The following is a 24203-nucleotide window of genomic DNA, read 5'->3' on the forward strand; positions in this document are numbered from 1 at the left end:
TGGTGAAATCCGAAATGAAATCTCAGATTACAAAATATACTAGTCTGAATTATATCCCATGCTTGGGATTTAATCAATACCCGCTACCGGCTCACTTCTTGTCGTTGAGCACCTTGTCTGCGATGTTCTTCGGAACCTGCTCGTACTTCTCGAAGAACATCGAGTAGTTACCGCGGCCCTGGGTACCGGAACGGAGATCCGTGGAATAACCGAACATCTCGGAAAGCGGAACGAATGCCTTGATCATCTTACCGCCGGAGATATCCTCAAAGCCCTCGACGCGACCGCGACGGGAGTTGATGTCGCCGACGACGAAGCCCATGTAATCCTCCGGGATCGTGACCTCGACCTTCATGATCGGCTCAAGCAGCACTGCGCCGCCCTTGTTCATCGCATCCTTGAATGCGAGGGAGCCTGCGATGTGGAAGGCCATCTCCGAGGAGTCGACCTCGTGGTAGGAACCGTCGTAAACGGTTGCCTTGACACCGAGCACCGGGTAGCCGCCGAGAATACCGCTCTTTGCAGCTTCCTGGATACCCTCGTCGATCGGCCCGATGTACTCCTTCGGGATTGCACCGCCGGTCACGGCGTTGACAAACTCGTAGGTCTTCTCGGAGTTCGCATCCATCGGCTCGAACTTAACCTTACAATGTCCGTACTGACCCTTACCGCCGGACTGCTTGACATACTTGGACTCGACATCCACTGCCTTGGTGAAGGTCTCCTTGTAAGCAACCTGCGGAGCGCCGACATTTGCCTCGACGTTGAACTCGCGAAGCAGACGGTCGACAATGATCTCGAGGTGCAGCTCGCCCATTCCGGAGATGATGGTCTGACCGGTCTCCGCGTTGGTCGTTGCGTGGAAGGTCGGATCCTCCTCCGCGAGCTTCTGCAGCGCGTCGATCATCTTGGTCTGGCCCGCCTTGGTTTTCGGCTCGATTGCGATGTCGATAACCGGCTTCGGAATATCCAGGGACTCGAGGATGATCGGATGCTGCTCATCGCAGATCGTGTCACCGGTCGAGGTCGCCTTGAAGCCGACCGCAGCCGCGATATCGCCGGAGAAGACCTTGTCGAGCTCCATTCTCTTGTCTGCGTGCATCTGCAGAATACGGCCGACACGCTCCTTCTTCTCCTTGGAGGAGTTGAGGACGTAGGAACCGGTATTCAGCGTGCCCGAGTAGACACGGAAGAATGCAAGACGGCCGACAAACGGGTCGGAAATAATCTTGAATGCGAGTGCGGAGAACGGCTCGTCATCCGAAGCCTTGCGCTCGTCTTCCTCGCCGTCCAGCGTCCAGCCTTTGATAGCCGGGATGTCCAGCGGGGAGGGCATGTACTCGATGACAGCGTCAAGGAGCTTCTGCACACCCTTGTTGAAGTGAGCGGTTCCGCAGCAGACCGGAACAGCCTCGTTCGAGCAGGTTCCCTTGCGGAGCGCCTTCTTGAGCTCGTCAACGGACGGCTCCTCGCCCTCAAGGTACTTCTCCATCAGCTCTTCGTCGAGGTCACAGATCTGCTCCACCATCTTCTGGTGCCACTCGTCCGCCTCGTCCTTCAAATCTTCCGGAATGTCAACAATGGAGATATCCTCACCCTTGTTGTCGTTGTAGATGTAAGCCTGCATTTCCATCAGGTCGATGATGCCCTTGAAATCGCTCTCCTTACCGATCGGGAGCTGAATGCAGACCGGGTTCTTGCCCAGGCGATGCTCAATCTGATCGACCGTCATGAAGAAGTTGGATCCCATGATATCCATCTTGTTGATGAATGCGATACGCGGAACCTTGTAGGTATCCGCCTGGCGCCAAACATTCTCCGACTGGGGCTCAACACCGCCCTTGGAGTCGAAGACACCGACTGCGCCGTCCAGGACACGGAGAGATCTCTCAACCTCAATCGTGAAATCGACGTGTCCGGGGGTGTCGATGATGTTGATGCGGTGCTCGAGGGCACCCGGCTTCACCTTCGCTCTCTCCTGCAGGGTCCAATGGCAGGTCGTCGCAGCGGAGGTAATCGTGATACCGCGCTCTCTCTCCTGTGCCATGTAGTCCATGGTAGCGGTACCTTCATAGGTCTCGCCGAGCTTATAGTTGACGCCTGTGAAATAGAGGATACGCTCTGTCAGTGTCGTTTTACCGGCATCGATGTGAGCCATGATTCCGATGTTTCTGGTCCTCTCGAGAGGGTACTGACGTTCTTTACTTGCAGCCACTGACTCTCCTCCTAATTAAAATCTGTAGTGAGCAAAAGCCTTGTTTGCCTCTGCCATCTTGTGCATATCTTCTTTTCTCTTAACAGCGGAGCCGGTGTTGTTTGCAGCATCCATCAGCTCGCCTGCAAGACGCTCTTCCTGCGTCTTCTCACCGCGCGCGCGGGAAAAGCTCGTGAGCCAACGAAGCGCAAGCGCCTGTCTTCTCTCCGGCTTAACCTCGATCGGCACCTGGTAGGTTGCGCCGCCGATTCTCTTCGCCTTGACCTCGAGGACCGGCATGATGTTGTTCATTGCGGTCTCGAACACCTCGACCGGCTCTTTTCCGGTCTTCTCGCGAATGCGCTCAAATGCGCCGTACACAATCTTCTGTGCGACGCCCTTCTTGCCGTCCAGCATGATCTGGTTGACCAACTTGGTCACAACAACGTTGCTGTAAACCGGATCTGCCGGAACAGTTCTCTTTCTGGTCTGTCCTTTACGTGGCACGTTACTTCCCTCCTTAATTATGCGAACGGAACCATCCCCGTTCGTGAATTAGATCATCGGTACTCATCCCTCTAGGTTGTTCGTGCGGATTCTGATTTATTTCCTGCAACCTGCAGCACATATCACAATCGTGCACTTATGAGTCTATGATCGCTTGGTACTTGCGGCGATTTCTTACTTCTTAGCCGCCTTCGGGCGCTTCGCGCCGTACTTGGAGCGAGCCTGCTGGCGGTTTGCGACGCCTGCTGTATCCAGGGTACCACGAATGATGTGGTAACGGGTACCGGGCAGATCCTTAACTCTTCCGCCGCGGATCAGCACAACGCTGTGCTCCTGGAGATTGTGGCCCTCGCCCGGAATGTAGCTCGTCACCTCGACACCGTTCGAAAGACGGACTCTGGCAATCTTTCTCAGCGCGGAGTTCGGCTTCTTCGGGGTCGCCGTCTTAACGGCGGTGCACACGCCTCTCTTCTGCGGGCAGTTGTCGGCAATCGGCTTCTTGTGAAGCGAGTTGAAGCTTCTGAGAAGCGCCGGAGCCTTGGGCTTGCGCTCGGAAGTTTCTCTGCCTTTTTTGACTAACTGGTTGAATGTAGGCATTCTTCTGTTTCCTCCTTGTGATAGTGTTCTGCGGTTGCGTTCCTGCAGTTTTTTGCGTTTCCCGGACATAAGAATATGGCATGCCCATAGGACACGCCATATCAATATACGCCTTATTCGGTTGTTTGTCAAGCAAACTCAGGCATCCGCGCCCTCATCCGAGAACGCATCCGTCGCCTGCTCGATATCGCCGAGCAGAGCATCTTCCGGAAGCCGCTCGTCGATTTCATCGCGGATGTCCAGCACCGCAGGATCCTCATCCGAGATGCCCTCGACCGCATCCTCCGGGCGAACATCGGTGTCAAGCTTCACGTTGCGGTAACGGCGCATGCCGGTACCCGCCGGAATCAGCTTACCGATGATGACATTCTCCTTGAGGCCGATCAGGTGATCGGTCTTGCCGCCGATTGCCGCCTCGGTGAGTACCTTCGTGGTCTCCTGGAAGGAAGCCGCGGAGAAGAAGGAATCGGTTGCGAGCGAAGCCTTCGTGATACCGAGCATAATCTGCTTGCCCTCTGCCGGCGCTTTGCCCTCGGCGATGAGCTTCTCGTTCATCGCGTTGAACTCGAGCACGTCCATGTTGATGCCCGGCAGAATCTCGGCATCTCCCGCCTCTTCCACGTGAATCTTCTTCAGCATCTGGCGGACTATGACCTCGATATGCTTATCGTTGATCTCAACACCCTGTAAGCGGTACACGCGCTGCACTTCGCGGAGCATGTAGTCCTGTACGGCACGGACGCCCTTAATCTTCAGGACATCGTGCGGATTTAAGGAACCGCTCGTCAGCTCATCGCCGGCCTCGAGTCTCTGGCCGTCCGAAACCACAATGTGGGAGCTGTAGGGAATCAGGTAGGTCTTCGAGTTGCCGTCCTCCGGATTGGTGACGATAATCTCGCGCTTCTTCTTCGTATCGCGGAACTCGACCACGCCCGGAATCTCGGTGATAATCGCGAGACCCTTCGGCTTTCTCGCCTCGAAGAGCTCCTCGACACGGGGAAGACCCTGGGTGATATCGCCGCCTGCGACACCGCCGGTGTGGAAGGTTCTCATGGTAAGCTGCGTACCCGGCTCACCGATCGACTGTGCCGCGATGATACCGACCGCCTCGCCGACCTGAACCGCCTGGCCGGTCGCCATGTTGGCACCGTAGCACTTCGCGCAAATGCCGTTCATGCACTTACAGGTGAGTATCGTGCGAATCTTGACCGTAGTTCTGCCCGTCTTCTCAAGGACGCGCATCACAGCCTCGGCGCGCTTCGGCGTGACCATGCGGTTTGCCTTGACCACGACTTCGCCCGTATCCGGATCCACAATGTCCTCGGCGATGTAGCGACCGGTGATTCTGTCCTGCAGTGCCTCGATGGTCTCCTTGCCGTCCATGAAGGCCTTGATCTCCATGTTCGGGATTTCCTTGCCCTCGGAGCAGTCTACCTCGCGGACAATGAGATCCTGGGAGACGTCGACCAGACGTCTGGTCAGATAACCCGAGTCTGCCGTACGGAGGGCCGTATCCGAGAGTCCCTTTCTTGCGCCGTGCGCGGAGATAAAGTACTCCAGAACGTCCAGACCCTCACGGAAGTTACTCGTAATCGGAAGTTCGATCGCATGTCCCGTCGTATCCGCCATGAGGCCGCGCATGCCGGCGAGCTGCTTAATCTGCTTATCGGAACCGCGGGCTCCGGAGTCCGCCATCATGAAGATGTTGTTGTACTGGTCGAGACCCTCGAGCAGATCCTTGGTGAGCTGCTTATCCGTCTCCTGCCAGGTCTTGATGACTTCCTTATAGCGCTCCTCGTCGGTCGAAAGACCGCGGCGGTAGTTCTTGCTGATTTCCTCGACCTGCGCCTGCGCTTTCGCGATGAGGCCCTTCTTGGTCTCCGGGACGGTCATATCCGAAATCGAAACGGTCATGCCCGCAATCGTCGAATACTTGTAGCCGATGGCCTTGATATCGTCCAGCACTTCTGCCGTGCGGGAGAGGCCGTGCACGTTGATGACCTTCTCGAGAATCTGCTTGCACTGCTTCTTCTTGACGAGGAAGTCAATCTCAGGCTTCAACTCGTTCTCCGGCTTGGAGCGATCCACAAAGCCGAGGTCCTGCGGAATGATCTCATTGAAGAGGATGCGTCCCGCGGAAGTCTCCTGAATTTCCGAACGCTGTTTGCCGTCCGAGCACTTCTTCGTGAAGCGGACCTTAATCTTGGTCTGCAGTGTGATCTCGTGGTTCGCGTAAGCGAGCAACGCCTCGTTCGGGCTCTTGAAGCACATACCCTCGCCCTTTGCGCCGTCGCGCTGCTGGGTCAGGTAGTAGATGCCGAGAACCATATCCTGGGACGGAACCGCGACCGGTCCGCCGTCCGAGGGCTTTAAGAGGTTATTCGGCGAGAGCATGAGGAAGCGGCACTCCGACTGCGCCTCGACCGAGAGCGGCAGGTGGACTGCCATCTGGTCGCCGTCAAAGTCCGCGTTAAATGCGGTACAAACGAGCGGGTGAAGCTTGATTGCCTTACCCTCGACCAGAATCGGCTCGAAGGCCTGGATGCCGAGGCGGTGCAGGGTAGGTGCGCGGTTTAGCATGACCGGGTGCTCCTTGATGACCTCCTCGAGGACATCCCAGACCGCGGTCTCCATGCGCTCCACCATCTTCTTTGCGCTCTTTACGTTGTGTGCGGTGCCGTTCTCGACCAGCTCCTTCATGACAAAGGGCTTGAAGAGCTCGATTGCCATCTCCTTCGGGAGACCGCACTGGTAAATCTTTAACTCCGGTCCGACCACGATAACCGAACGGCCCGAGTAGTCAACTCGCTTTCCGAGCAGGTTCTGACGGAAGCGTCCCTGCTTACCCTTCAGCATGTCGGAGAGGGACTTTAAGGCGCGGTTTCCGGGTCCCGTGACCGGGCGGCCTCTTCTGCCGTTATCGATCAGGGCGTCGACCGCTTCCTGCAACATGCGCTTCTCGTTGCGGACGATGATATCCGGTGCGCCGAGGGTCAAAAGGCGCGCGAGGCGGTTGTTGCGGTTGATGATGCGGCGGTAGAGGTCGTTTAAGTCGCTCGTCGCAAAACGGCCGCCGTCGAGCTGCACCATGGGGCGGATGTCCGGCGGAATGACCGGAACAACGGTGAGTATCATCCACTCCGGGCGGTTGCCCGACTTACGGAAGGACTCCACAACCTCGAGGCGCTTGATGAGCTTGGCGCGCTTCTGACCCGAAGCGTTCTCGAGTTCCTCCTGCATCTCTGCGGATTCTTTCTCGAGGTCGATGTTCTTTAAGAGCTCGAGCACAGCCTCTGCGCCCATGCCCGCGCGGAACGCGCTGTCTCCGTACTGCTCCTCCGCCTCGCGGAACTCCTTCTCGGAGAGAATCTGCTTATAGGACAGGGCGGTGTCACCGCCGTCGAGCACCACATAGGAGGCAAAGTAGAGGATCTTCTCAAGGATGCGCGGCGAGAGATCCAGAATGAGACCCATGCGGCTCGGGATGCCCTTGAAGTACCAGATGTGGGAGACCGGCGCCGCGAGGGAGATGTGGCCCATGCGCTCTCTGCGCACGGAAGCCTTGGTCACCTCGACGCCGCAGCGGTCGCAAACCACACCCTTATAACGAATTTTCTTGTATTTTCCGCAGTGGCACTCCCAGTCCTTGCTCGGCCCGAAAATGCGCTCGCAGAACAGTCCATCCTTCTCCGGCTTTAAAGTTCTGTAGTTGATGGTCTCCGGCTTTTTGACCTCGCCGTGCGACCACTCCAGAATCTTCTCCGGAGACGCAAGCCCAATGCGGATGGCGTCAAACGTAATCGGCTCGTAACTTGTTGTTGTTTCAGGCATTCAGTACAGCCTCCTTCTTCCTTGAAACTGTGAAGCGCGCTTACGCTTCGCCCTGTGTGTCGTCTTCCGCTGCTTCTTCTCCGACGTTCACAAGTTCGCCGTCTTTAAACTCCTGGGTCGAATAGCCCGCTTCCGCGAAGCCATCCTCGTCACGGTACCGCCTGGAATCGCCCTCGAGAATGGAGCGCATGCTCACATTTTCCTCGTCGACATTTTCTTTCAGTTCCACTTCTTCGCCATCCTCGCGGAGCACTCTCACATCGAGGCCCAACGCCTGCAGCTCGCGGAGCAAGACCTTGAAGGATTCCGGCACACCTGCCTGCGGAATGTTCTGGCCCTTGATGATGGCCTCGTAGGTCTTGACACGGCCCACGACATCGTCCGACTTGAAGGTCAGAATCTCCTGCAGGGTGTAGGCTGCGCCGTACGCCTCGAGTGCCCAGACCTCCATCTCTCCGAAACGCTGACCGCCGAACTGCGCCTTACCGCCGAGCGGCTGCTGCGTGACCATCGCATAGGGGCCGGTGGAACGCGCGTGAATCTTATCGTCAACCAGATGGTGAAGTTTCAGGTAGTGCATGAAGCCGATCGTTGTCTCGCCCTCAAAGGGTTCGCCGGTGCGTCCGTCGCGGAGCTGCACCTTTCCGTTTCTCTGAATCGGAACACCCTTCCACTCCTCGCGGTGATCGAGATGTTCTTCGAGGTAGTCCATGACCTCGGGGTTCAAGACCTCGCCGTACTTCGCCTTGAAGTCTTCAAAGCTGCCGTTCGCGTAGTCGTTTGCCATCTCGAGCATGTCCATGATGTCGTTCTCGTCCGCGCCGTCAAAGACCGGGGAGCTCACGTTGAAGCCGAGCACCTTAGCCGCAAGCGAGAAGTGAATCTCCTTGACCTGACCGATGTTCATACGCGACGGAACGCCGAGCGGGTTCAGCACGATATCCAGCGGGCGGCCGTTCGGCAGGAAGGGCATGTCCTCCACCGGAAGCACGCGCGACACGACACCTTTGTTGCCGTGACGGCCTGCCATCTTATCGCCGACCGAAATCTTTCTCTTCTGTGCGATGTAAATGCGGACGTTCTGGTTCACACCCGGAGAGAGCTCATCGCCGTTCTCTCTCGTAAAGACGCGCGCCTCCACGACGGTGCCGTAAGCGCCGTGCGGAACCTTGAGCGAGGTATCTCTGACCTCCCTGGCCTTCTCACCGAAGATTGCGCGGAGCAGTCTCTCCTCCGCCGTCAACTCGGTCTCGCCCTTCGGCGTCACCTTGCCGACCAGTATATCTCCGGCGCGCACCTCCGCACCGATGCGGATGATGCCGTTCTCATCGAGGTCCTTCAGCGCGTCGTCGCCGACACCCGGGACATCTCGCGTAATTTCCTCCGCACCGAGCTTCGTATCACGCGATGCGCACTCATACTCCTCAATGTGAATCGAGGTGAAGACATCGTTCTGTACGAGGCGCTCGGAAAGAAGCACGGCATCCTCGTAGTTATATCCCTCCCAGGTCATGAAGCCGATTAACGGGTTCTTGCCGAGACCGATCTCGCCGTCGTGGGTCGAAGGACCGTCCGCAATGACCTCGCCCGCTTCGACGTGGTCGCCCGCGTTCACGATGGGCTTCTGATTGTAGGAGTTCGACTGGTTCGAGCGCTGGAACTTCGTGAGTTTATAGTGCTCGATTTCGCCGTTGTCGTCACGGCGTATTGTGATCTCGCTGCCCGAGCTCATTACAACGGTACCCGCGTGGCGTACGACCTGGCAGACGCCGGAGTCGACCGCAGCTTTTGCCTCGATGCCGGTGCTGACAACCGGTGCATCCGTCAGCATGAGCGGAACCGCCTGACGCTGCATGTTCGAACCCATCAGCGCGCGGTTTGCGTCGTCGTTCTGGAGGAAGGGGACCATGCTCGTCGCGACCGAGAAGACCATCTTCGGCGAGACGTCCATGAGGTCGATGAGGCGCTTCTGGAAGGCCGAAGTCTCGTCCATGTAACGGCCGGAGACATTGTTGTGAATGAAGTGCCCCTCTTCGTCGAGCGGCTCGTTTGCCTGCGCGACAAAGAACTCGTCCTCCTCATCCGCGGTGAGATACACGACATCGTCCGTGACGCGCGGATTCTTCGGATCCTCGGACTTGTCGACCACGCGGTAAGGCGCCTCGATGAAGCCGTAGGGATTAATGCGCGCATAGCTTGCGAGCGAGTTGATGAGACCGATGTTCGGACCCTCGGGGGTCTCGATCGGGCACATTCTGCCGTAGTGCGTGTAGTGGACGTCTCGGACCTCGAAACCTGCGCGGTCTCTCGAGAGACCGCCCGGACCGAGGGCCGAGAGTCTTCTCTTATGCGTGAGCTCCGAGAGCGGGTTGTTCTGGTCCATGAACTGCGAGAGCTGCGAAGAACCGAAGAACTCCTTGACCGCCGCCGTGACCGGCTTGATGTTAATCAGGGACTGCGGCGTAATCTCGCTGATGTCCTGGGTGGTCATGCGCTCTCTGACCACGCGCTCCATACGGGACAGACCGATGCGGTACTGGTTCTGCAGGAGCTCGCCGACCGCGCGGATGCGGCGGTTGCCGAGGTGGTCGATATCGTCCGTCGTGCCGATGCCTTCTTCAATCTGCATGTTGTAGTTGATGGAGGCAAAAATATCTTCCCGCGTGATGTGCTTCGGAATCAGCTCATCCGCTTTTCGCTGCACATACTTCTTGACATCGGCTCCGTTTGCCTCTGCCTCCCGTATGACCTTCATGAGCGCCGGATAGTAGACCGGCTCCACAATGCCGTACTCGGTCGGATTCTCCATGTCGACGTAGTTGCGGATGTCGACCATGAGATTCGAGAGCACCTTTAAACGGCGGTCCTCCGAACTCGTTCCTCTTACGATGACAAAGGGAATGCCCGCATCCTGAATCTCGGTCGCGAGCTCTCTCGTGATCACCGTGCCGCTCTCCGCGAGAATCTCACCGGTGTTCGGGTCCACCGCGGCTTCCAGGAGCTCCTTGCCGACCACGCGGTTCTTTAAGTGGAGTTTCTTATTAAACTTATAGCGGCCCACGCGCGCAAGATCGTAGCGGCGCGGATCGAAGAACATCGAGTCCAGGAGACCGCGCGCGGATTCCACCGAAAGCGGTTCGCCCGGGCGAATCTTGCGGTAGAGCTCCAAGAGACCGTCCGAATAGTTGTCGGTCGAATCTTTCAGGAAGCTTGCCTCAAGCTTCGGCTCATCGCCGAACATCTCCTTGATTTCCGCATTCGTGCCGAGGCCGAGCGCACGGAGCAGCACCGTGACCGGCACCTTTCTCGTTCTGTCGACGCGCACGTTAAAGACATCGTTCGAATCGGTCTCGTACTCCAGCCAAGCGCCGCGGTTCGGGATGACCTGGCAGAAGTAGCATTCCTTGCCGACCTTATCGTGCTCAATGGTATAATAAATGCCGGGAGAACGAACCAACTGGCTTACGATGACGCGCTCCGCGCCGTTGATCACGAAGGAACCGGTGTCTGTCATGAGCGGCAGATCGCCCATGAACACCTCGTGCTCCTTGTGCTCATCCTTATCCTTATTATACAGCCGCACCTTAACCTTCATCGGGGCTGCATAGGTGGCATCCCGCTCCTTGCACTCCGCAATGCTGTACTTTGCCTCATCGCGGTAGAGCTGGAAATCCACAAAATCCAGACTGAGGTGTCCGGCAAAATCCTCAATGGGGAAAATATCGCGGAACACTTCCCGCAATCCCTCACCCAGGAACCAGTCGTACGAATCCTTCTGGATCTCTATGAGGTTTGGCATCTGCAAAACTTCCTTCTGACGGGAGAAGCTCATGCGAATGCCTTTTCCGGCTTTAATCGGACGCATATTGCTTTTTTCCATATTACGTTTCACCCCTGTTTTTTGAAAGACCTTCGGTTACCCGGCGGATTAAGGCCTAAAGGGCATACTTCGCCCCATAGGCCTATGAGTCCACAATAGTGCAATCTTCACTTTAACATTTCCCCTATCGGCTGTCAAGCGATGTCTTGCGTATTTATATTGACTCTGTTATAATTTCATAGCGTCCCTTTATTTTCGGGGAAGACGTAAATCCATAGTTAACGGGGGGATTCCAGACAATGATAAATACCGTAATCACGGTACTGCTCGTGCTCTTATCGATCGCGGCAGTCGCACTTGTCGTGATGTACTTTGTCGGCAGGCGCTTACAGGAAAAGCAGGCGGCTTCGCAGCCGGCCTTCGATGCGGCAAAGCAGCTCGTCACGATGCTGCCGATCGACAAAAAGAAGGTCCGCTTGAAAGAGGCGGGGTTCCCGAAACTGGTCTGGGAACAGACCCCCTTCTATCTCCGCTGGATGAAGGTTCCGGTCGTGAAAGCCAAAGTCGGACCGAAGATTATCACCATGATGGCGGATGAGACCGCTTTCCAGCAGCTTCCGCTGAAGCAGGAATGCAAGGTTATCGTGAGCGGCATCTACATCGTCGAAGTGAAGGGTGTCCGCGGCGGCGCGGTTCCCGCGGTGCCGAAGAAGCGCTCCCTCATGGATCGCATTCTTCGCAGAAGACGCTGAGACAGCACAAAAAACAGCAGGCGCGTCGGCGCCTGTTTTTTTTTATGTCTCGTCCCATGTTGTCTGTCTTCAGGCTTCTCCCGTATCGCCGCGCCGCGCGCGGATTTCGACCGCCATCTCACAGTCCTTCAGAAACTCTTCCTCCACATCCATCGCATAAATCACTTCCGCCCGGATGCAATCCTCCCCGATCTCAATGCGGAGATCCGAGGTCTTGATGCCGATCAAGAAGACGCCGTAGGGCGTGCGGTATTCGCAGACGGTTCTGCTTACGCTGTTTAAAAAGCGCAGTTCCGCCTTGCAGGCCCCCCGCTTCTCGATGCACATGGAGTTCCCGTCTATCCGGAGTGTATTCTCGGTTCCGAAGCCCGTGTCATCCAGGGGCTCTTCGTAGTAGATTTCATGCACCCCATCTTCGGTCCGGCGGTAGCGCCCGGGCACGAGGAGCTCCACATCTTCGCTCTCTCCGCCAAGCAGGTGCTTGCCGCTTATGGTCACCAGCACATCTTCCGTCATCGCTGTCTCTCTTCGTCAATATTCTTCGATTTCGATTTTCTTTGCTTCCAGCCTTTCGGTCGGCAAAATGGAGTTTGCAAAGTCCCGAAAGTTCTCGGCGAGATCGCTCACGTAGAAGCGATACTTCCCCTCCATATTCCCGTCTCCCGGGTTTAAGAGCTTTTCCCGCGCGAGTATATCCTTCAGTTCCAGCGCCGTCTCGTAGGCCGGGTTCACAAGCTTTACCTGATCTCCCATGATGCGCCCTATCGTGCCGCGGAGCAGCGGATAGTGTGTGCAGCCGAGCACCAGGGTGTCCACATACTTTTCCTTCAATTCCTGCAGATAGCGCGCCGCCATTTCATCCGTCACGCTGTCGTGAAGGAGTCCCTCTTCGACGAGCGGCACAAACATGGGGCAGGCTTTCTGGAACACGCGAAGCCCCGGAGCGAGGCTCTCGATTACCTTCGGGTATATTTCCGAGGAAACGGTGCCCCGGGTACCGATGACACCGATACGCCCGTTCTCGGTCGCGCGCACGGCGCTCAGCGCGCCGGCGTAAATCACGCCGATCACCGGGATATCGTTCTCCTCGGCAAGGGTTTTTAACGCGTGGGAGCTCGCCGTGTTGCAGGCAATGACGATGGCCTTCACGCCCTTGGTCTTTAAGAAGCGCACAATCTGCCGCGAGTAACGGATGACCGTATCTCTTGATTTTGCGCCGTAGGGCAGGCGCGCCGTGTCTCCGAAGTACACCATGCGCTCGTCCGGTATCTGTCGCATCAGCTCTCTCACAACCGTGAGACCGCCGACGCCGGAATCAAACACGCCGATCGGTGCGCGCGCATCAACGGCAAAATGCTCGCGGCGTTCCCGCTTCGGCACATAGAGTTTGACCGGATCCTGCTCGTCAAACACCCCGCCGTTCATTCAGGCCTCTCTCTCCAGCGCAAGCTCCATGAGCTCCTTGACCAGCGCCTTCTTGTCCTTACCGCGCGCCTCAAAAAGCATCGGGTACATACTGATCGAAGTAAAGCCCGGCATGGTATTGATCTCGTTAAAGATGACCTTGCCCTCGGCGGTCACAAAGAAGTCGACGCGGGACAGGCCGTAGCCGTCGAGCGCCTCGAAAATACGCACCGCCGATCGACGAACCTCCTCCGCGCTGCCTTCCGGGAGCTCCGGGTCCACAACGGTCTTCGACTCCTGGCTGAAGTACTTGGCATCGTAGTCATAGAAATCGGCCGCAGCCAAAATCTCGCCGACACCGCTCGCCTGTACCGGCCGAGCACCGCCGCCGAGCACCGCGCACTCAATCTCGCGTCCCACAATGCACTCCTCGACCAGAATGCGGCTGTCAAAACGCGCCGCTTCGCGGAAGGCCTCGGAGAGTTCCTCTCTGCCGTGCACCTTGGTCACGCCGCAGCTGGAGCCCGCATTGCAGGGCTTCACAAAGACCGGATAGGAGAAAAGGCTCTCGGTGCGCTCAATGACGGCGCACATATCTTTTAACATCTCCCGCGTCACCAGAAGGAAATCCGCCTGGGTAATGCCGAGGGAGTGTACGACCAGCTTCGTAATCCCCTTGTCCATGCCGACCGCGGACGCCGTGACCCCGCAGCCCACAAAGGGAATTTTTGCGAGTTTGCATAGGCCCTGAATGGTTCCGTCCTCGCCGTAGAGGCCGTGCAGGATCGGAAACACAAGGTCTATCTTCACGCGGGTAATCGCGGCCTGCTCATGAATCATGAGGCACTGTTCCGTCGCATCCGGTGAGAGCACGGCACCGATTCTCGACTCTCTCCAGCTGCCGTTCTCTATGTCTTCGACCCGATTCACCTTGACCCAGTGCCCCTCCTTCGTGATGCCGACCAACACGAGATCATAGGCTTCGCGGTCAATGTTGTGAATGATATTGATCGCAGAGCGGCAGGAAATCTCGTGCTCCGAGGACTGCCCGCCGAATAGTACCGCAACTGTCTTCTTGCTCATCTTTTCTTTGCCTCTTTTCGCTTTTCGCTTTTCTTTTCCAGAAGTTCCATGCTCAGCTTTTTGGAGATGGTGAGCTCCTGATTGTCAATATGCTCGCGCATGGTGCGGCGCGCGAGCTCAATATTCCGCGTCTTTACCGCCGTCAAAATCTGCTCGTGCTCATGGAGCAAAATCTGACGCTTTCCCGTATCCTTGATGTACTCCAGACGATAGCGGTACATCTGATCGCGCAGGTTGTTCAACATCTGCACGAGTTTGTCGTTGTAGGTGCCCGCATAAATCGAGTCGTGAAAGAGCTCGTCCGCCTGTGCGATTCGTATCATATCCTTTGCATCGACCGCCTCGCGGAAACTGACGCGCGCCGATTCAAGCCGTTCGATATCGTCCGCATCCATGCGCTCCACCGCGAGTTCCACCGCGAGATCTTCGAGCGCGCGGCGCACTTCGAGTACGTCCCTTAGGCTCTTCTCCGTGATGCCGGCCACCTCCGCGCCGCGCCGCGGTATCATGGTGACCAGACCCTCGAGCTCCAGCTTTCGTATGGCCTCGCGAATCGGCGTGCGGCTCACCCCGAGCTTCTTCGCGAGCTGAATTTCCATCAGGCGCTCTCCGGGTTCCATCTCGCCCTTCAATATGGCCTGCCGCAGGGTGTGAAATACGACGTCGCGAAGCGGCATATACTCATTGACGGTCATCTTAAATTCTTCCGGCATGGCGCCTCCTTCCTATACTGCGCGTTCATACGGTAGACGCGCTGACTTCTTCCGTTGAAACCGGGCGGCAGAGGAAAAATGCCGCTTCCGGAAATTGCTGCTGTCCCGCCGCGATGCAAGCAAGCGCTTTGTCCCGTTCCTCCGCGCCGAATACGGCGTAGAGAGCCGCACCGCTGCCGCTCATCGACGCGCCGAGCGCGCCGCTCCCCGCTAAGAAACGCTTGTAATCGATGAGCGCCGGCTTTAATTCCATGGCCGGGCGCTCGAGCGCGTTTTGCAGCGAGGCGCCGAGCAGGGTGAGATTCTGCCCGCGAAGCGCGTTCCGAAGCAGGGTTACATCGGGTTGCTCCCAGGGGGCCATGGCCGAGAGCGAGAGCGCTGCGTAGACCTCCTTGGTCGAACTGCCGAAGGGCGGTTTCACCACGACCAGTTCACAGGGGGGCAGGGCCGGAAGGGGGGAGAGTTCTTCTCCGATTCCCTCCGCAAGCGCCGTGCCGCCCGTCACCAAGAAGGGCACATCAGCCCCGAGCGGCAGGGCAAGCGCTCTCAGCTCCGCGTCGGAGAGCGGAAGCGCATAGAGAATGCGGAGCGCCCGGAGCACCGCTGCCGCATCCGCCGAGCCGCCGCCGAGCCCCGCCTCCTCCGGAATCTGTTTCCTCAGTTCGATTCGGATACCGCCCTTCAACGCGCAATGACGAAACACGGCAAGCGCGGCCCGCACCGCGAGGTTTCGCTCATCGGTCGGGAGCGAGGGACGGTCGCAGAGCAAGTGTACGCCCTCTTCTTCGGTTTTCGTGAGGAGCAGTTCATCGGCGAGACTGATGGTCTGCATGCCCGAGCGCAGCAGGTGATAGCCATCCTCCCGCTTCCCCAGGATTTCCAAGCCCAGGTTAATCTTTGCGAAGGCCCGCGTGCGGACACTCTCTCTTCCTGTCTCCATTGCCCTTCCCCTATCTGTATCTTCTGCTTCGCGCCGATTTTCGTCTTTTGTATACAAAACTTCAGCGCTGTATAAAAAGGCGGCACTGAGGCGCGCCGCCCGCACGGTTCCACTGCTCTTTGATTTTCTCGGCCGCAGCGAGTCCTGCCCGATTTTCCGGCGCGACGCGTATCTTGGCTACCGTAAACCCGAGCTCTTCCGCTGCGTAGCGAAGGGCCGCAAGCGCGGCTTCCGTCGCATATCCCTGTCCCCTCGACTCACGCAGCAGGGCATAGCCGAGTTCCGGAGGCTCCTCCGGCGAAAATCCGACCAGCCCGAGGAACTGCGCCTCGCGCGCTTCGTTCGTGCGCCGAAACAGCGCCCAGAGACCATAGTCGAAAAACGCATACTGTGTCTCAATGTAGCGCCTAAGAAAAGCCGCCTCTTTGAGGCCCTCCCAGTCGCCGCCGAGAAAACGGCTCTCGCGTTCGGAAAGTTCAAATCGCCTAAGGGCCGGAAGGTCTCCCATCGAGAGCTCGCGGAGAAAGAGTCGCTCTGTCTCCGCAATCGGCGCGGGGCGGCCGCACTTTCGGCAAGCCGCCCGAAGGAGTAGGCTCTCGGTCACCGCCTCCCAATCCGTCACATTGACATCGCCCCGCCAGGGCTCATCCGAGACGGTCACGCCGACCTGCGCCCCGTCTTCGAGCGGAACCTCATACGTTTTCGTCAATACTCGATTTCCGGCAGCTTCTCCGGCTCCGGGTAGTTCTCCCCGAAGGTCTCCGCCGTGATGCTCTTGATTCTCTGATCTTTGAGCGGCTTATCCGCCGCATCGGTTTCGGTGCAGGCAATGCGATCCAACACATCCTCGCCCTCAATCAGCTTGCCGAAGGCCGCATAGCCGCCGTCCAGATGCGGCGCTGCCTTGTGCATGATGAAGAACTGGCTGCCCGCGGAATCCGGAATCGAGGTGCGCGCCATCGAAATCACGCCTCTCTCGTGCTTTAAGTCGTTCTGCACGCCGTTCTGCTTGAACTCGCCCTTAATCACATAGCCGGGGCCGCCCTCGCCGTTGCCAATCGGGCAACCGCCCTGAATCATGAAGCCTTCAATGACGCGGTGAAAAATGATGCCGTCATAGAAGCCCTTCTTCACGAGATCCAGAAAATTGTTGACCGTAGTCGGTGCAATCTCCGGATAGAGCTCCACCTTCATAATGCCGCCGTCTTCCATGGTAATTGTTACGACCGGATGTTTCATTGTAAGCTTCCTCCTTGTGATTGTATCTTCATAAAAACATAGCCTTATTATAGCGGGAACTTACACACTTGTCCATTGCGGGAAACGAGACAAGAAAAAGGACAGGCCTCTCACGAAGTCTGTCCTTTGTTTTCTCTTATTTTTCACGCTCTCGCGCTGTCTTGCTCAAGTTCCTTGTAGGCACTGCGCAAAGCCGCGAGCGGCAGGCCGACCACATTGCTGTACTCGCCCTCAATCTTCTCGACAAAGCAGGCAAAGCGCCCTTGAATGCCGTAGGCACCGGCCTTGTCCATGGGCTCGCCGCTGTCAACATAGGCCTGAATTTCATCCTCCGTCATCGGCGCGACATGAACCCGGGTTTCCGCCGCAAAGACCCGCTCCTTGTTTTCTCCGGCGAGGAGCAGCGCGACACCGGTGTAGACCTCATGCGCTCTGCCCTGCAGACTGCGAAGCATCTCCGCCGCCGCCGCGCTGTCCTTCGGCTTTCCGAGTATCGCGCCGTCCAGCACCACGACAGTGTCCGCGCCGATTACCAGCGTTCCGTCCGTCTCCGTCGCGGCGACTAAGCCCGCCTTCCGGCGCGCGAGTTCCTGCACAAAACGCGCGGGGTCCCGCTCCGAAGAATGCTCATCCGCTTCGCTCGGCCGCACGCCCGGGCAGAGCCCGAGCTGGCGGAGCAGTTCCAGGCGGCGCGGCGACGCCGAAGCCAGCACGATTTCTCTGTCTTCGAGTCGCATCAGCGGAGTACCTGGTCGCCGTCCTTTGCGACCACATGGGTCTTCACGCCGAGCTGACGCATCCAGCCTCTCACCTCAAGCGTGCGCCAGTTTCCGCTGTTTAAACCGCCGCCGTTGTTGTTCTCCCAGAGCCAAATCGGCGTGGGCCAGAGGCAGATGGTCGGCTTGACCACCTCGTAGACATTGCGTCCCACACCCTGCTGACCGTGGTGTGCCATCTGCACGATATCCGCCTGCAAGGCACCCGGATTGTTCGCATACTCCGCGACCAGCTGATTACCCGCCTGCACACCCATATCGCCGAGGAAGAGCACTCTGCGGCTGCTGACATCCAGACGATACGCAACCGAAGAATTGTTGATCGAGTTCACACTCGAGAGATAGGGATCGTTCATGACATTGACGGTCACATCGTCGATTGCGATGTTATCGCCCTTGTGAACCGTGTGTCTCGCGCTCTCCGGCAGGGTCTCGATTGCGCTTCGGCACTGCGCGACCATGTCCGCACGGTAGGCCTCGTTCGTGTTGTACCACTCCTGCGGCTGGAAGTTATAGTAGACCGCATCGATCGTGATGCCGCTGTTCGCATCCTGTAAAATCTTGGTCAGCGCGCCCACATGGTCCGAGTGCGGGTGCGTGATAAACCATGCGCTCACACGGCCGCCCTTTGCGCGAAGCACTTCCTTCAAATGCTCGGTGTCATGCTCGGTGCCGCCGTCAAAGACTATGACCTTACCGCTCTTGGTAGTCACGACGAAGCTCATCATCTGGCTTGCCGAGCGCGGTGCGACCAGCATAAGCTCATCGCCGCCGAAGAGTGTACTCGTGACAACCTTTACCTCCCCGGTGTTCACACCGGAGCCGTGGGATGCAGCCGCCTGCGTCACGGTCGCCGTCGTACTCTCCGAAACCCCGACCGCGCTCTGATCGACCACGGTGCCGCCTTCGACCGTGCTCTCCGTCTGCGCCGCCGTTGTTGCCGCGGAAGCACCGCGCTGCACCACATCCGCGCGCACCGTGCCCGCAGCGAAGGTCAATAGCGCCAGAGTCAAAGCCGCCGTGCGGCGAAGTAATTTTCTCATGTTGTCCTAGCCTCCTGAATTTAGTCTGCGTCCGGCGTAAACAGGCCGGTGCGGTCACCCGTGTACTTGCCTCCCGGAACCTTTGCCTGTCCGTCCGTCAGTGTGACAATGTTGGTGCCGTCGTACTGCGAAAACGGTACCACCGCTTCATTCGTTCCCGCCGGAATCGTCATACTGACCAGATAGAGTTCCGGCGCGAGGATATCTTTCTCGCGGAACACCTGAATGTTGACCGCATACTTCTGATAGAGACCGCCGTAGCTCTCTTCGGTGCTGCGCGCAATCGAGAAGTCCTGATCCGCACAGGCATCGTTGAAGGCGCGAATCAGCTCATTCGCATAACGGACACCGTCCTCCTCGGTCGCCTCGTTCTTGAGCGGCCAAATCAGCGTAATGGTCTTGCTGTCCTCGTCCACAACCGTATCGATATACGAGGAGAGCGGGTACTCGTCCGCATCCTGAATCAGCTCCTCACAGGAACTCTGCGCCTCATCGAAATCCAACTTGATGTCATCGTGAATCACCGCATCCGGTGCCGATTCCCGCTCTGCCGCCGCGGAGGCCTGTGCGGACTCCGTGAGTGTGCCGCGCTTCTGTCCGCAGGCAGAGAGCAAGGCCGCCGTGCCGAGCAGGGCAACCGCCGTCGTTCTTAACAAAACGCTTTTTGTTTTTCTCATGATTTGTTCACCTCTGTTTACTCAATCCGCATTATATAGAACGCCAAGCTATTTTAACAGCATTTTCCCTACTTTGTCAGAAAAGCTTAAAGTTTCACCCTTGTCAAAGCAGCTTCGACGTGGTAAATTGTTCAATATCGGAGGTGTTAAATAGAAAAATGAACAAGAAACTCTCACAGCGCATCGACTGGATGATTACGCTACTGCCCTTTCTGCTGATTCTGGCGCTCTGCCTGACCTTTTTCACCGCTCCGGAGGCTTCCGGTGCCGCACTGAATGCCCTCAGAAGCTTTCTCGGCGAGGAGTTCGGCTGGTACTACCTGCTCCTGGGGCTCGGCATCTTTTTGCTGACGCTCTACCTCGCTTTTTCGCGCTTCGGCGACATCCGCCTCGGCGGCGAGCGCCCGCAGTACTCCTTCTTCCAATGGGGAAGCATGATGTTCACGGCCGGGCTCGCGGCGGACATCCTCTTTTACTCGCTCTGCGAGTGGATGATCTACGCCGAAGACCCGCATGTGCAATCGCTCGGCGAGATCCAGGACTGGGCCGGCAGCTTTCCGCTCTTCCACTGGGGGCCTGTCCCCTGGGGCTTTTACCTGGCGCTCTCGGTCGCTTTTGCCTTCATGATTCATGTCCGGAAGCGCAACAAGCAGAAATACTCGGAAGCCTGCCGCGCGCTCTTAAAGCAGCACACCGACGGCATCCCGGGACGTCTCATTGACCTGATTGCGGTCTTTGCGCTGATTGCCGGCACGGCGACCACCTTTGCGGTCTCCGCCCCCCTGCTCTCCGGTGCGGTCTCCGTCATCTTTTCGGTCTCGGACAGCACGGCGCTGACCATTTCGATTTTGCTCTTTATCTGCCTGGTCTACACGGTCTGCGCCTACTTCGGCATCCACGGCATCTCGATCATGGCCGCCTCCTGCACCTGGCTTTTCTTTGCGCTTCTTCTTTATGTGCTCTTCCTCGGCGGTATGCCGCGCTACATTCTGGAGACCGGTCTCTCCTCGATCGGCAATGTCGCGCAGAACTTTATCTCGCTCTGCACCTACACGGATCCGCTTCGGAAGACCGGTTTTGCCCAGAACACGACCATCTTCTACTGGGCTTACTGGATGGTCTGGTGTGTCGCAACCCCCTTCTTCATCGGCAGCATCAGCCGCGGCAGAACCATACGCGAACTGATTCTGGGCGGCTATGCGGCGGGCCTGCTCGGCACCTGGATTTCCTTCATTGTGCTCGGGAACTACGGTCTCGGCCTGCAGCTCCTCGGCAAGGTAGACTTGCTCGGCATGTATGAGCAGAGCGGCAATCTCTACGAGACCATACTCACGATACTCCGCACCCTGCCGGGCTATCGCTTCGTGCTGATCCTCCTGGTGCTCTCGATGATTGCCTTCTACGCGACCTCCTTTGACTCCATCGCCGTGGTCGCGAGTGCCTATTCGTACCGCGAGATGTCGAGCGATGAGGAACCCGACCGTAGACTCAAGCTCTTCTGGTCCGTCCTCTTAATTCTCCTGCCGATTGCCCTCCTCTTCTCGGAGAGCTCCATGGCCAATCTGCAGACCGTCTCAATCATTGCGGCCTTCCCGATCGGCTTCATCATGATACTGATCCTTGCCTCCTTCTTCCGGGATGCCTCGGACTACTTAAAGGAGCAGGAGCAAGAAAAAAACGCGAAAGAGCACTGAGCCGACCGAAAGGTCCGAACAAAAAACCACCCCCGACTACGTTTCGGGGGTGGTTTTTGCTACTGCGCGGAACCTTCGGGCGAAGCGGGCTGCAAGTCTACGATAACCGGTTCCGGCCGATTGAAGATTCGCGGGACTCTTGTCGATTCTCGCGCGGCGTTTCCGCGCTGTATACTCCCGCCGCTTCGCCGATCTTTTCCCTCAGCTGAGCCCTTGATCTCCGCGCCCTTGTCTGACATAGTATCCCTCTCTTTCCGATTGATTCCTCATTCTCTCTGCGGTTCCGCCCCTCATCTTACACGCCCATCCCTAAGCCGCATCCTGTGTACCGGACAAAGCGCAAATCCCGCAAAAAAGGCGCCGCAGTCCTCTGCGACGCCTTTTTATCTCACTGTTTTTCGGACGCTTCCCTTACGCCAGTACCGCCTCGTACTTCTCCGCAACCTTCTTCCAGTCGAGTACCTCGAAGAATGCCTTTACGTAATCCGGGCGCAGGTTCTTATACTTTAAGTAGTAAGCGTGCTCCCAGACGTCGATGCCGAGTATCGGGACAAAGCCCTTGCCCTCCATGAGGGGGTTATCCTGGTTTGCGCTCGCAGAGACCTCAAGTTCTCCGTCCTTGTTTGCCGAGAGCCATGCCCAGCCGGAACCGAACTGACCGACCGCCAGCGCCGTGAGCTTTTCCTTCAGCGCCTCAAGGGAACCGAAGTGCTTCTCGATGGCAGCGGCGAGCTTGCCTTCCGGCACACTGTTCTTATCCGGGCTCATAATCTCGAAATAGAGGTTGTGGTTATAGTAACCGCCGCCGTTGTTCCGGAGTGCCTTGCGGCTCGCCTCGTCCTTCACCTCGTCGAGGGAAGAGAGAATCTGCTCTGCGGAGCTCCCCTGAAGGCCGGCAGCCTCGACCGCCGCATTGAAGTTCTTGGTATAGGTCGCATGGTGCTTGGAGTAGTGGGTCTCCATGGTCAGGGCGTCGATGTGCGGCTCCAATGCCGCAAAGCTGTAGCTGAGTTTCACCTGCTCAAACATAGTGGGCTCCTTTCGTCGCATCTGTTGTTAGGAATTATTCTTGTTATCACCACTATATCACATCTCCGCCGACTTGCAAGTAAATTCCCACTAATTTACTGGGAATTTATCGTTTGTTCGCCTTCCGTCTCGCGTTTTCGCCCGCGCTCCGCCGCGACGATGTAGATGGGGCGCCCCTTGACCTCCTCAAAGAGAACACCGATGTACTGTCCCATGATGCCGAGGATGAAAAAGAGCACAGCAAACATGAAGCATATCACCACGACGATTGTCGTATAGCCCGCCGGCGCGCCGATGCGCACCTTCATCACGATCGAGTAGATCAGGAGTATGAGTCCGAGCAAGCCGGAAGCAATGCCGGCATAGATGCCGAGCCTGAGCGGCAAATCCGAAAAGCTCATGATGGTGTTCATCGAGAAGCGAAACAGTTTGGCGAGCGAGTACTTGGACTGCCCCGCCGCGCGCTCTGCCGCCTCATATCGGAGCGCCGTGCTCCGGAAGCCCAGGCTCTGCACATAACCGCGGAGAAAGCGCACCCGCTCTCTGTAATCATGCCGAAGTACCTCGGCCGCGCGCGCCGAAACCGCAAAGAAATCGGAGGCGTTTTTCTCAAAGCGCGTGCCGCTCAGCGCATTCATCACGCCGTAAAAGGCGGAGGAGGTGAGGTTTTTCACGAGTCCCGCCGAGTGATTTGCGGTTCTCACCATGCTGATTACGTCAAAGCCCTCGTCGAGTTTTTCAAGAATAGGCGGAATGCACTGCGGCGGATGCTGTAAATCCGCATCCATGCAGATGACCGCTCCTTCCGCATAGTCGATGCCCGCAATCATCGCGGCCTCGTGCCCGAAGTTCCGCGAAAAGTGAAGCACACGGACGCGAGGGTCTTCCGCCGCAAAGCGATCCAGAATCTCCGCACTCCGGTCCCTGCTCCCGTCGTTCACAAAGAGGAGGGTGTAGTCCCGACCGCTCTCCCGGAGCACCTCCGTGAGGCGCTCGTGGCAGAGCGGCAGCGCCGCCTCCTCGTTGTACACCGAGACTACGACGCTCAGCTTCTCTGTTCTCTCAGCCATAAATCTCTATCCCCGTGCTCTCGTGGGAAGGACGCCGCTCTTCCTTCGGCGGGAGCTCCATATAATTTCCGTAAATCTTCGTGAGTACCTCGTCGTAGTGCTTCGGGATTGAGAGCGTGCAGTCCTCAAAGCGAATCTGGATACGCTCCTGCGCAACCGCATCCGGCAGGCGTATGTCGATATAGCCCGGATCGTAGTTCGAGTAGTACCACTCCGCCGTCTGCTTCTTGTTGGCACGCCGCGCGACTTTATCCTGAAGCGCAAAGAGCTTCCGCATGGGCAGAAGCTTTCCCGCACTGCTGCCGAGGAAGACCGCTCCCTTCTGCCCGAGGCCGTACTTTCGGTAATTGAGCGCGCGCCGATGTCCCATCGCAAGCGCGTAAATCGCCTTTTGCTCAACCAGGGTGTGCGCCCCGGCCTTTCCGTCCGGCAGGCGATCCAGGATGAAGATATCCACCCAGAGGTGGTTTAACTTCTCCTCATAAAAGGCTGTCTCCGCGTCCGGTTTTCTGCGGCGCGAGTACTCGTAAATGATACGCGGCGTAAAGTCGTAGAAGCGGCGGCCGCCCTGAAAGCTGTCCGGAAAGAGGAGCTTCATCCCCTCGGGCAGTTCGCGCGGCGCCACCTTTCGAAAGGCCTCCCAGTGGTTTCTCGTCATCACGATATCGGCATCGTCGTCCCAGGGGATAAAGCCGCCGTGGCGTATCGCACCGAGCAGGGTCCCGGAGTCCAGGGCGTAGGAAATCCTGTACTTTTCACAGATTCGGTGAATCTCTTTCAAAATCCTCAAATTTGCTTCCTGCACTGCCTGCAGGCCGTAGACATTGTTCATGG

20 protein-coding genes are annotated in these 24203 nt (G+C 57.7%); 2 read left to right on the forward strand and 18 right to left on the reverse strand.

Features of this window, described 5'->3' with window-relative positions:
• Window positions 1-91: 91 nt before the first annotated feature.
• From fusA to rpoB, 5 genes are all read right to left on the reverse strand, one after another.
• Window positions 92-2158: an elongation factor G gene (gene fusA / locus QU660_RS08390; RefSeq protein WP_443027788.1), complete on the reverse strand. Its 2067-nt coding sequence runs from the start codon at window positions 2156-2158 to the stop codon at window positions 92-94.
• Window positions 2159-2230: 72 nt separating this feature from the next.
• A complete protein-coding gene (gene rpsG / locus QU660_RS08395; protein ID WP_304946072.1) occupies window positions 2231-2701 on the reverse strand; it encodes a 30S ribosomal protein S7 in 471 nt (156 codons plus the stop codon).
• Window positions 2702-2875: 174 nt separating this feature from the next.
• The gene (gene rpsL, locus QU660_RS08400) at window positions 2876-3298 is read right to left on the reverse strand and encodes a 30S ribosomal protein S12 (protein WP_304946073.1); all 423 of its coding nucleotides are present in this window, start codon (window positions 3296-3298) and stop codon (window positions 2876-2878) included.
• 138 nt (window positions 3299-3436) lie between these two features.
• Window positions 3437-7129, reverse strand: coding sequence for a DNA-directed RNA polymerase subunit beta' (rpoC, locus tag QU660_RS08405; RefSeq protein ID WP_304946074.1), 3693 nt, complete (start codon window positions 7127-7129; stop codon window positions 3437-3439).
• 40 nt (window positions 7130-7169) lie between these two features.
• Window positions 7170-11009 carry a DNA-directed RNA polymerase subunit beta gene (gene rpoB / locus QU660_RS08410; protein ID WP_304946075.1) on the reverse strand — a complete coding sequence of 1280 codons (3840 nt, stop codon included), beginning with the start codon at window positions 11007-11009 and terminating at the stop codon, window positions 7170-7172.
• A gap of 239 nt (window positions 11010-11248) precedes the next feature.
• Here rpoB and QU660_RS08415 point away from each other — a divergent pair, with 239 nt between their 5' ends.
• Window positions 11249-11701 (forward strand): hypothetical protein, encoded by a 453-nt coding sequence (locus QU660_RS08415; RefSeq protein ID WP_304946076.1) that lies wholly within the window; start codon window positions 11249-11251, stop codon window positions 11699-11701.
• Between the two features lie 69 nt (window positions 11702-11770).
• Here the strand turns inward: QU660_RS08415 and QU660_RS08420 are convergent, their stop codons facing one another.
• The 10 genes from QU660_RS08420 to QU660_RS08465 all read right to left on the reverse strand — a co-directional run bounded on the left by QU660_RS08420 (window position 11771) and on the right by QU660_RS08465 (window position 19555).
• A complete protein-coding gene (locus QU660_RS08420) occupies window positions 11771-12217 on the reverse strand; it encodes a DUF1934 domain-containing protein (protein ID WP_304946077.1) in 447 nt (148 codons plus the stop codon).
• A gap of 15 nt (window positions 12218-12232) precedes the next feature.
• Window positions 12233-13126, reverse strand: a complete 894-nt coding sequence (gene murI, locus QU660_RS08425) for a glutamate racemase (protein ID WP_304946078.1) — start codon at window positions 13124-13126, stop codon at window positions 12233-12235.
• Window positions 13127-14188, reverse strand: a complete 1062-nt coding sequence (locus QU660_RS08430) for a D-alanine--D-alanine ligase family protein (RefSeq protein WP_304946079.1) — start codon at window positions 14186-14188, stop codon at window positions 13127-13129.
• Window positions 14185-14901: a GntR family transcriptional regulator gene (locus QU660_RS08435; RefSeq protein WP_304946080.1), complete on the reverse strand. Its 717-nt coding sequence runs from the start codon at window positions 14899-14901 to the stop codon at window positions 14185-14187. The genes QU660_RS08430 and QU660_RS08435 overlap by 4 nt, the downstream gene beginning before the upstream one ends.
• 25 nt (window positions 14902-14926) lie before the next feature.
• Complete coding sequence (ispE, locus tag QU660_RS08440) at window positions 14927-15841, reverse strand: 4-(cytidine 5'-diphospho)-2-C-methyl-D-erythritol kinase (protein ID WP_304946081.1); 915 nt, start codon at window positions 15839-15841, stop codon at window positions 14927-14929.
• Between the two features lie 61 nt (window positions 15842-15902).
• Window positions 15903-16550 (reverse strand): GNAT family N-acetyltransferase, encoded by a 648-nt coding sequence (locus tag QU660_RS08445; RefSeq protein ID WP_304946082.1) that lies wholly within the window; start codon window positions 16548-16550, stop codon window positions 15903-15905.
• Window positions 16547-17080, reverse strand: a complete 534-nt coding sequence (locus QU660_RS08450; protein ID WP_304946083.1) for a peptidylprolyl isomerase — start codon at window positions 17078-17080, stop codon at window positions 16547-16549. Before QU660_RS08450 ends, QU660_RS08445 begins: the two co-directional genes overlap by 4 nt.
• A gap of 143 nt (window positions 17081-17223) precedes the next feature.
• Window positions 17224-17817: a Maf family protein gene (locus tag QU660_RS08455; RefSeq protein ID WP_304946084.1), complete on the reverse strand. Its 594-nt coding sequence runs from the start codon at window positions 17815-17817 to the stop codon at window positions 17224-17226.
• Window positions 17817-18899: a ComEC/Rec2 family competence protein gene (locus QU660_RS08460; RefSeq protein WP_304946085.1), complete on the reverse strand. Its 1083-nt coding sequence runs from the start codon at window positions 18897-18899 to the stop codon at window positions 17817-17819. Before QU660_RS08460 ends, QU660_RS08455 begins: the two co-directional genes overlap by 1 nt.
• Before the next feature lie 20 nt (window positions 18900-18919).
• The gene (locus QU660_RS08465; protein WP_304946086.1) at window positions 18920-19555 is read right to left on the reverse strand and encodes a hypothetical protein; all 636 of its coding nucleotides are present in this window, start codon (window positions 19553-19555) and stop codon (window positions 18920-18922) included.
• Between the two features lie 179 nt (window positions 19556-19734).
• Here QU660_RS08465 and QU660_RS08470 point away from each other — a divergent pair, with 179 nt between their 5' ends.
• Window positions 19735-21270: a BCCT family transporter gene (locus QU660_RS08470; RefSeq protein WP_304946087.1), complete on the forward strand. Its 1536-nt coding sequence runs from the start codon at window positions 19735-19737 to the stop codon at window positions 21268-21270.
• A 411-nt stretch (window positions 21271-21681) separates the two neighbouring features.
• On the opposite strand, the gene QU660_RS08475 is transcribed toward QU660_RS08470, so the two are convergent.
• The 3 genes from QU660_RS08475 to QU660_RS08485 form a co-directional block, all read right to left on the reverse strand.
• The gene (locus tag QU660_RS08475) at window positions 21682-22299 is read right to left on the reverse strand and encodes a superoxide dismutase (RefSeq protein WP_304946088.1); all 618 of its coding nucleotides are present in this window, start codon (window positions 22297-22299) and stop codon (window positions 21682-21684) included.
• Window positions 22300-22394: 95 nt separating this feature from the next.
• Entirely contained in the window at window positions 22395-23369 is a 975-nt protein-coding gene (locus QU660_RS08480; RefSeq protein ID WP_304946089.1) for a glycosyltransferase family 2 protein, read from the reverse strand.
• Window positions 23362-24201 (reverse strand): LicD family protein, encoded by an 840-nt coding sequence (locus QU660_RS08485; protein WP_304946090.1) that lies wholly within the window; start codon window positions 24199-24201, stop codon window positions 23362-23364. The genes QU660_RS08480 and QU660_RS08485 overlap by 8 nt, the downstream gene beginning before the upstream one ends.
• Between the last annotated feature and the right edge of the window lie 2 nt (window positions 24202-24203).

This window comes from Stomatobaculum sp. F0698 (assembly GCF_030644385.1).
GTDB lineage: Bacteria > Bacillota > Clostridia > Lachnospirales > Lachnospiraceae > Moryella.

Coding starts and splice junctions, on each gene's coding strand:
- QU660_RS08420 (WP_304946077.1), bottom strand. CDS start 12,217: ATGACGGAAGATGTGCTGGTGACCATAAGCGGCAAGCACCTGCTTGGC.
- QU660_RS08475 (WP_304946088.1), bottom strand. CDS start 22,299: ATGTTTGAGCAGGTGAAACTCAGCTACAGCTTTGCGGCATTGGAGCCG.
- QU660_RS08470 (WP_304946087.1), top strand. CDS start 19,735: ATGAACAAGAAACTCTCACAGCGCATCGACTGGATGATTACGCTACTG.
- rpoC (WP_304946074.1), bottom strand. CDS start 7,129: ATGCCTGAAACAACAACAAGTTACGAGCCGATTACGTTTGACGCCATC.
- QU660_RS08455 (WP_304946084.1), bottom strand. CDS start 17,817: ATGCGACTCGAAGACAGAGAAATCGTGCTGGCTTCGGCGTCGCCGCGC.
- QU660_RS08415 (WP_304946076.1), top strand. CDS start 11,249: ATGATAAATACCGTAATCACGGTACTGCTCGTGCTCTTATCGATCGCG.
- fusA (WP_443027788.1), bottom strand. CDS start 2,158: ATGGCTCACATCGATGCCGGTAAAACGACACTGACAGAGCGTATCCTC.
- QU660_RS08460 (WP_304946085.1), bottom strand. CDS start 18,899: ATGAGAAAATTACTTCGCCGCACGGCGGCTTTGACTCTGGCGCTATTG.
- QU660_RS08480 (WP_304946089.1), bottom strand. CDS start 23,369: ATGGCTGAGAGAACAGAGAAGCTGAGCGTCGTAGTCTCGGTGTACAAC.
- QU660_RS08430 (WP_304946079.1), bottom strand. CDS start 14,188: ATGAGCAAGAAGACAGTTGCGGTACTATTCGGCGGGCAGTCCTCGGAG.
- rpoB (WP_304946075.1), bottom strand. CDS start 11,009: ATGGAAAAAAGCAATATGCGTCCGATTAAAGCCGGAAAAGGCATTCGC.
- QU660_RS08450 (WP_304946083.1), bottom strand. CDS start 17,080: ATGAAACATCCGGTCGTAACAATTACCATGGAAGACGGCGGCATTATG.
- ispE (WP_304946081.1), bottom strand. CDS start 15,841: ATGGAGACAGGAAGAGAGAGTGTCCGCACGCGGGCCTTCGCAAAGATT.
- QU660_RS08435 (WP_304946080.1), bottom strand. CDS start 14,901: ATGCCGGAAGAATTTAAGATGACCGTCAATGAGTATATGCCGCTTCGC.
- murI (WP_304946078.1), bottom strand. CDS start 13,126: ATGAACGGCGGGGTGTTTGACGAGCAGGATCCGGTCAAACTCTATGTG.
- QU660_RS08485 (WP_304946090.1), bottom strand. CDS start 24,201: ATGAACAATGTCTACGGCCTGCAGGCAGTGCAGGAAGCAAATTTGAGG.
- rpsL (WP_304946073.1), bottom strand. CDS start 3,298: ATGCCTACATTCAACCAGTTAGTCAAAAAAGGCAGAGAAACTTCCGAG.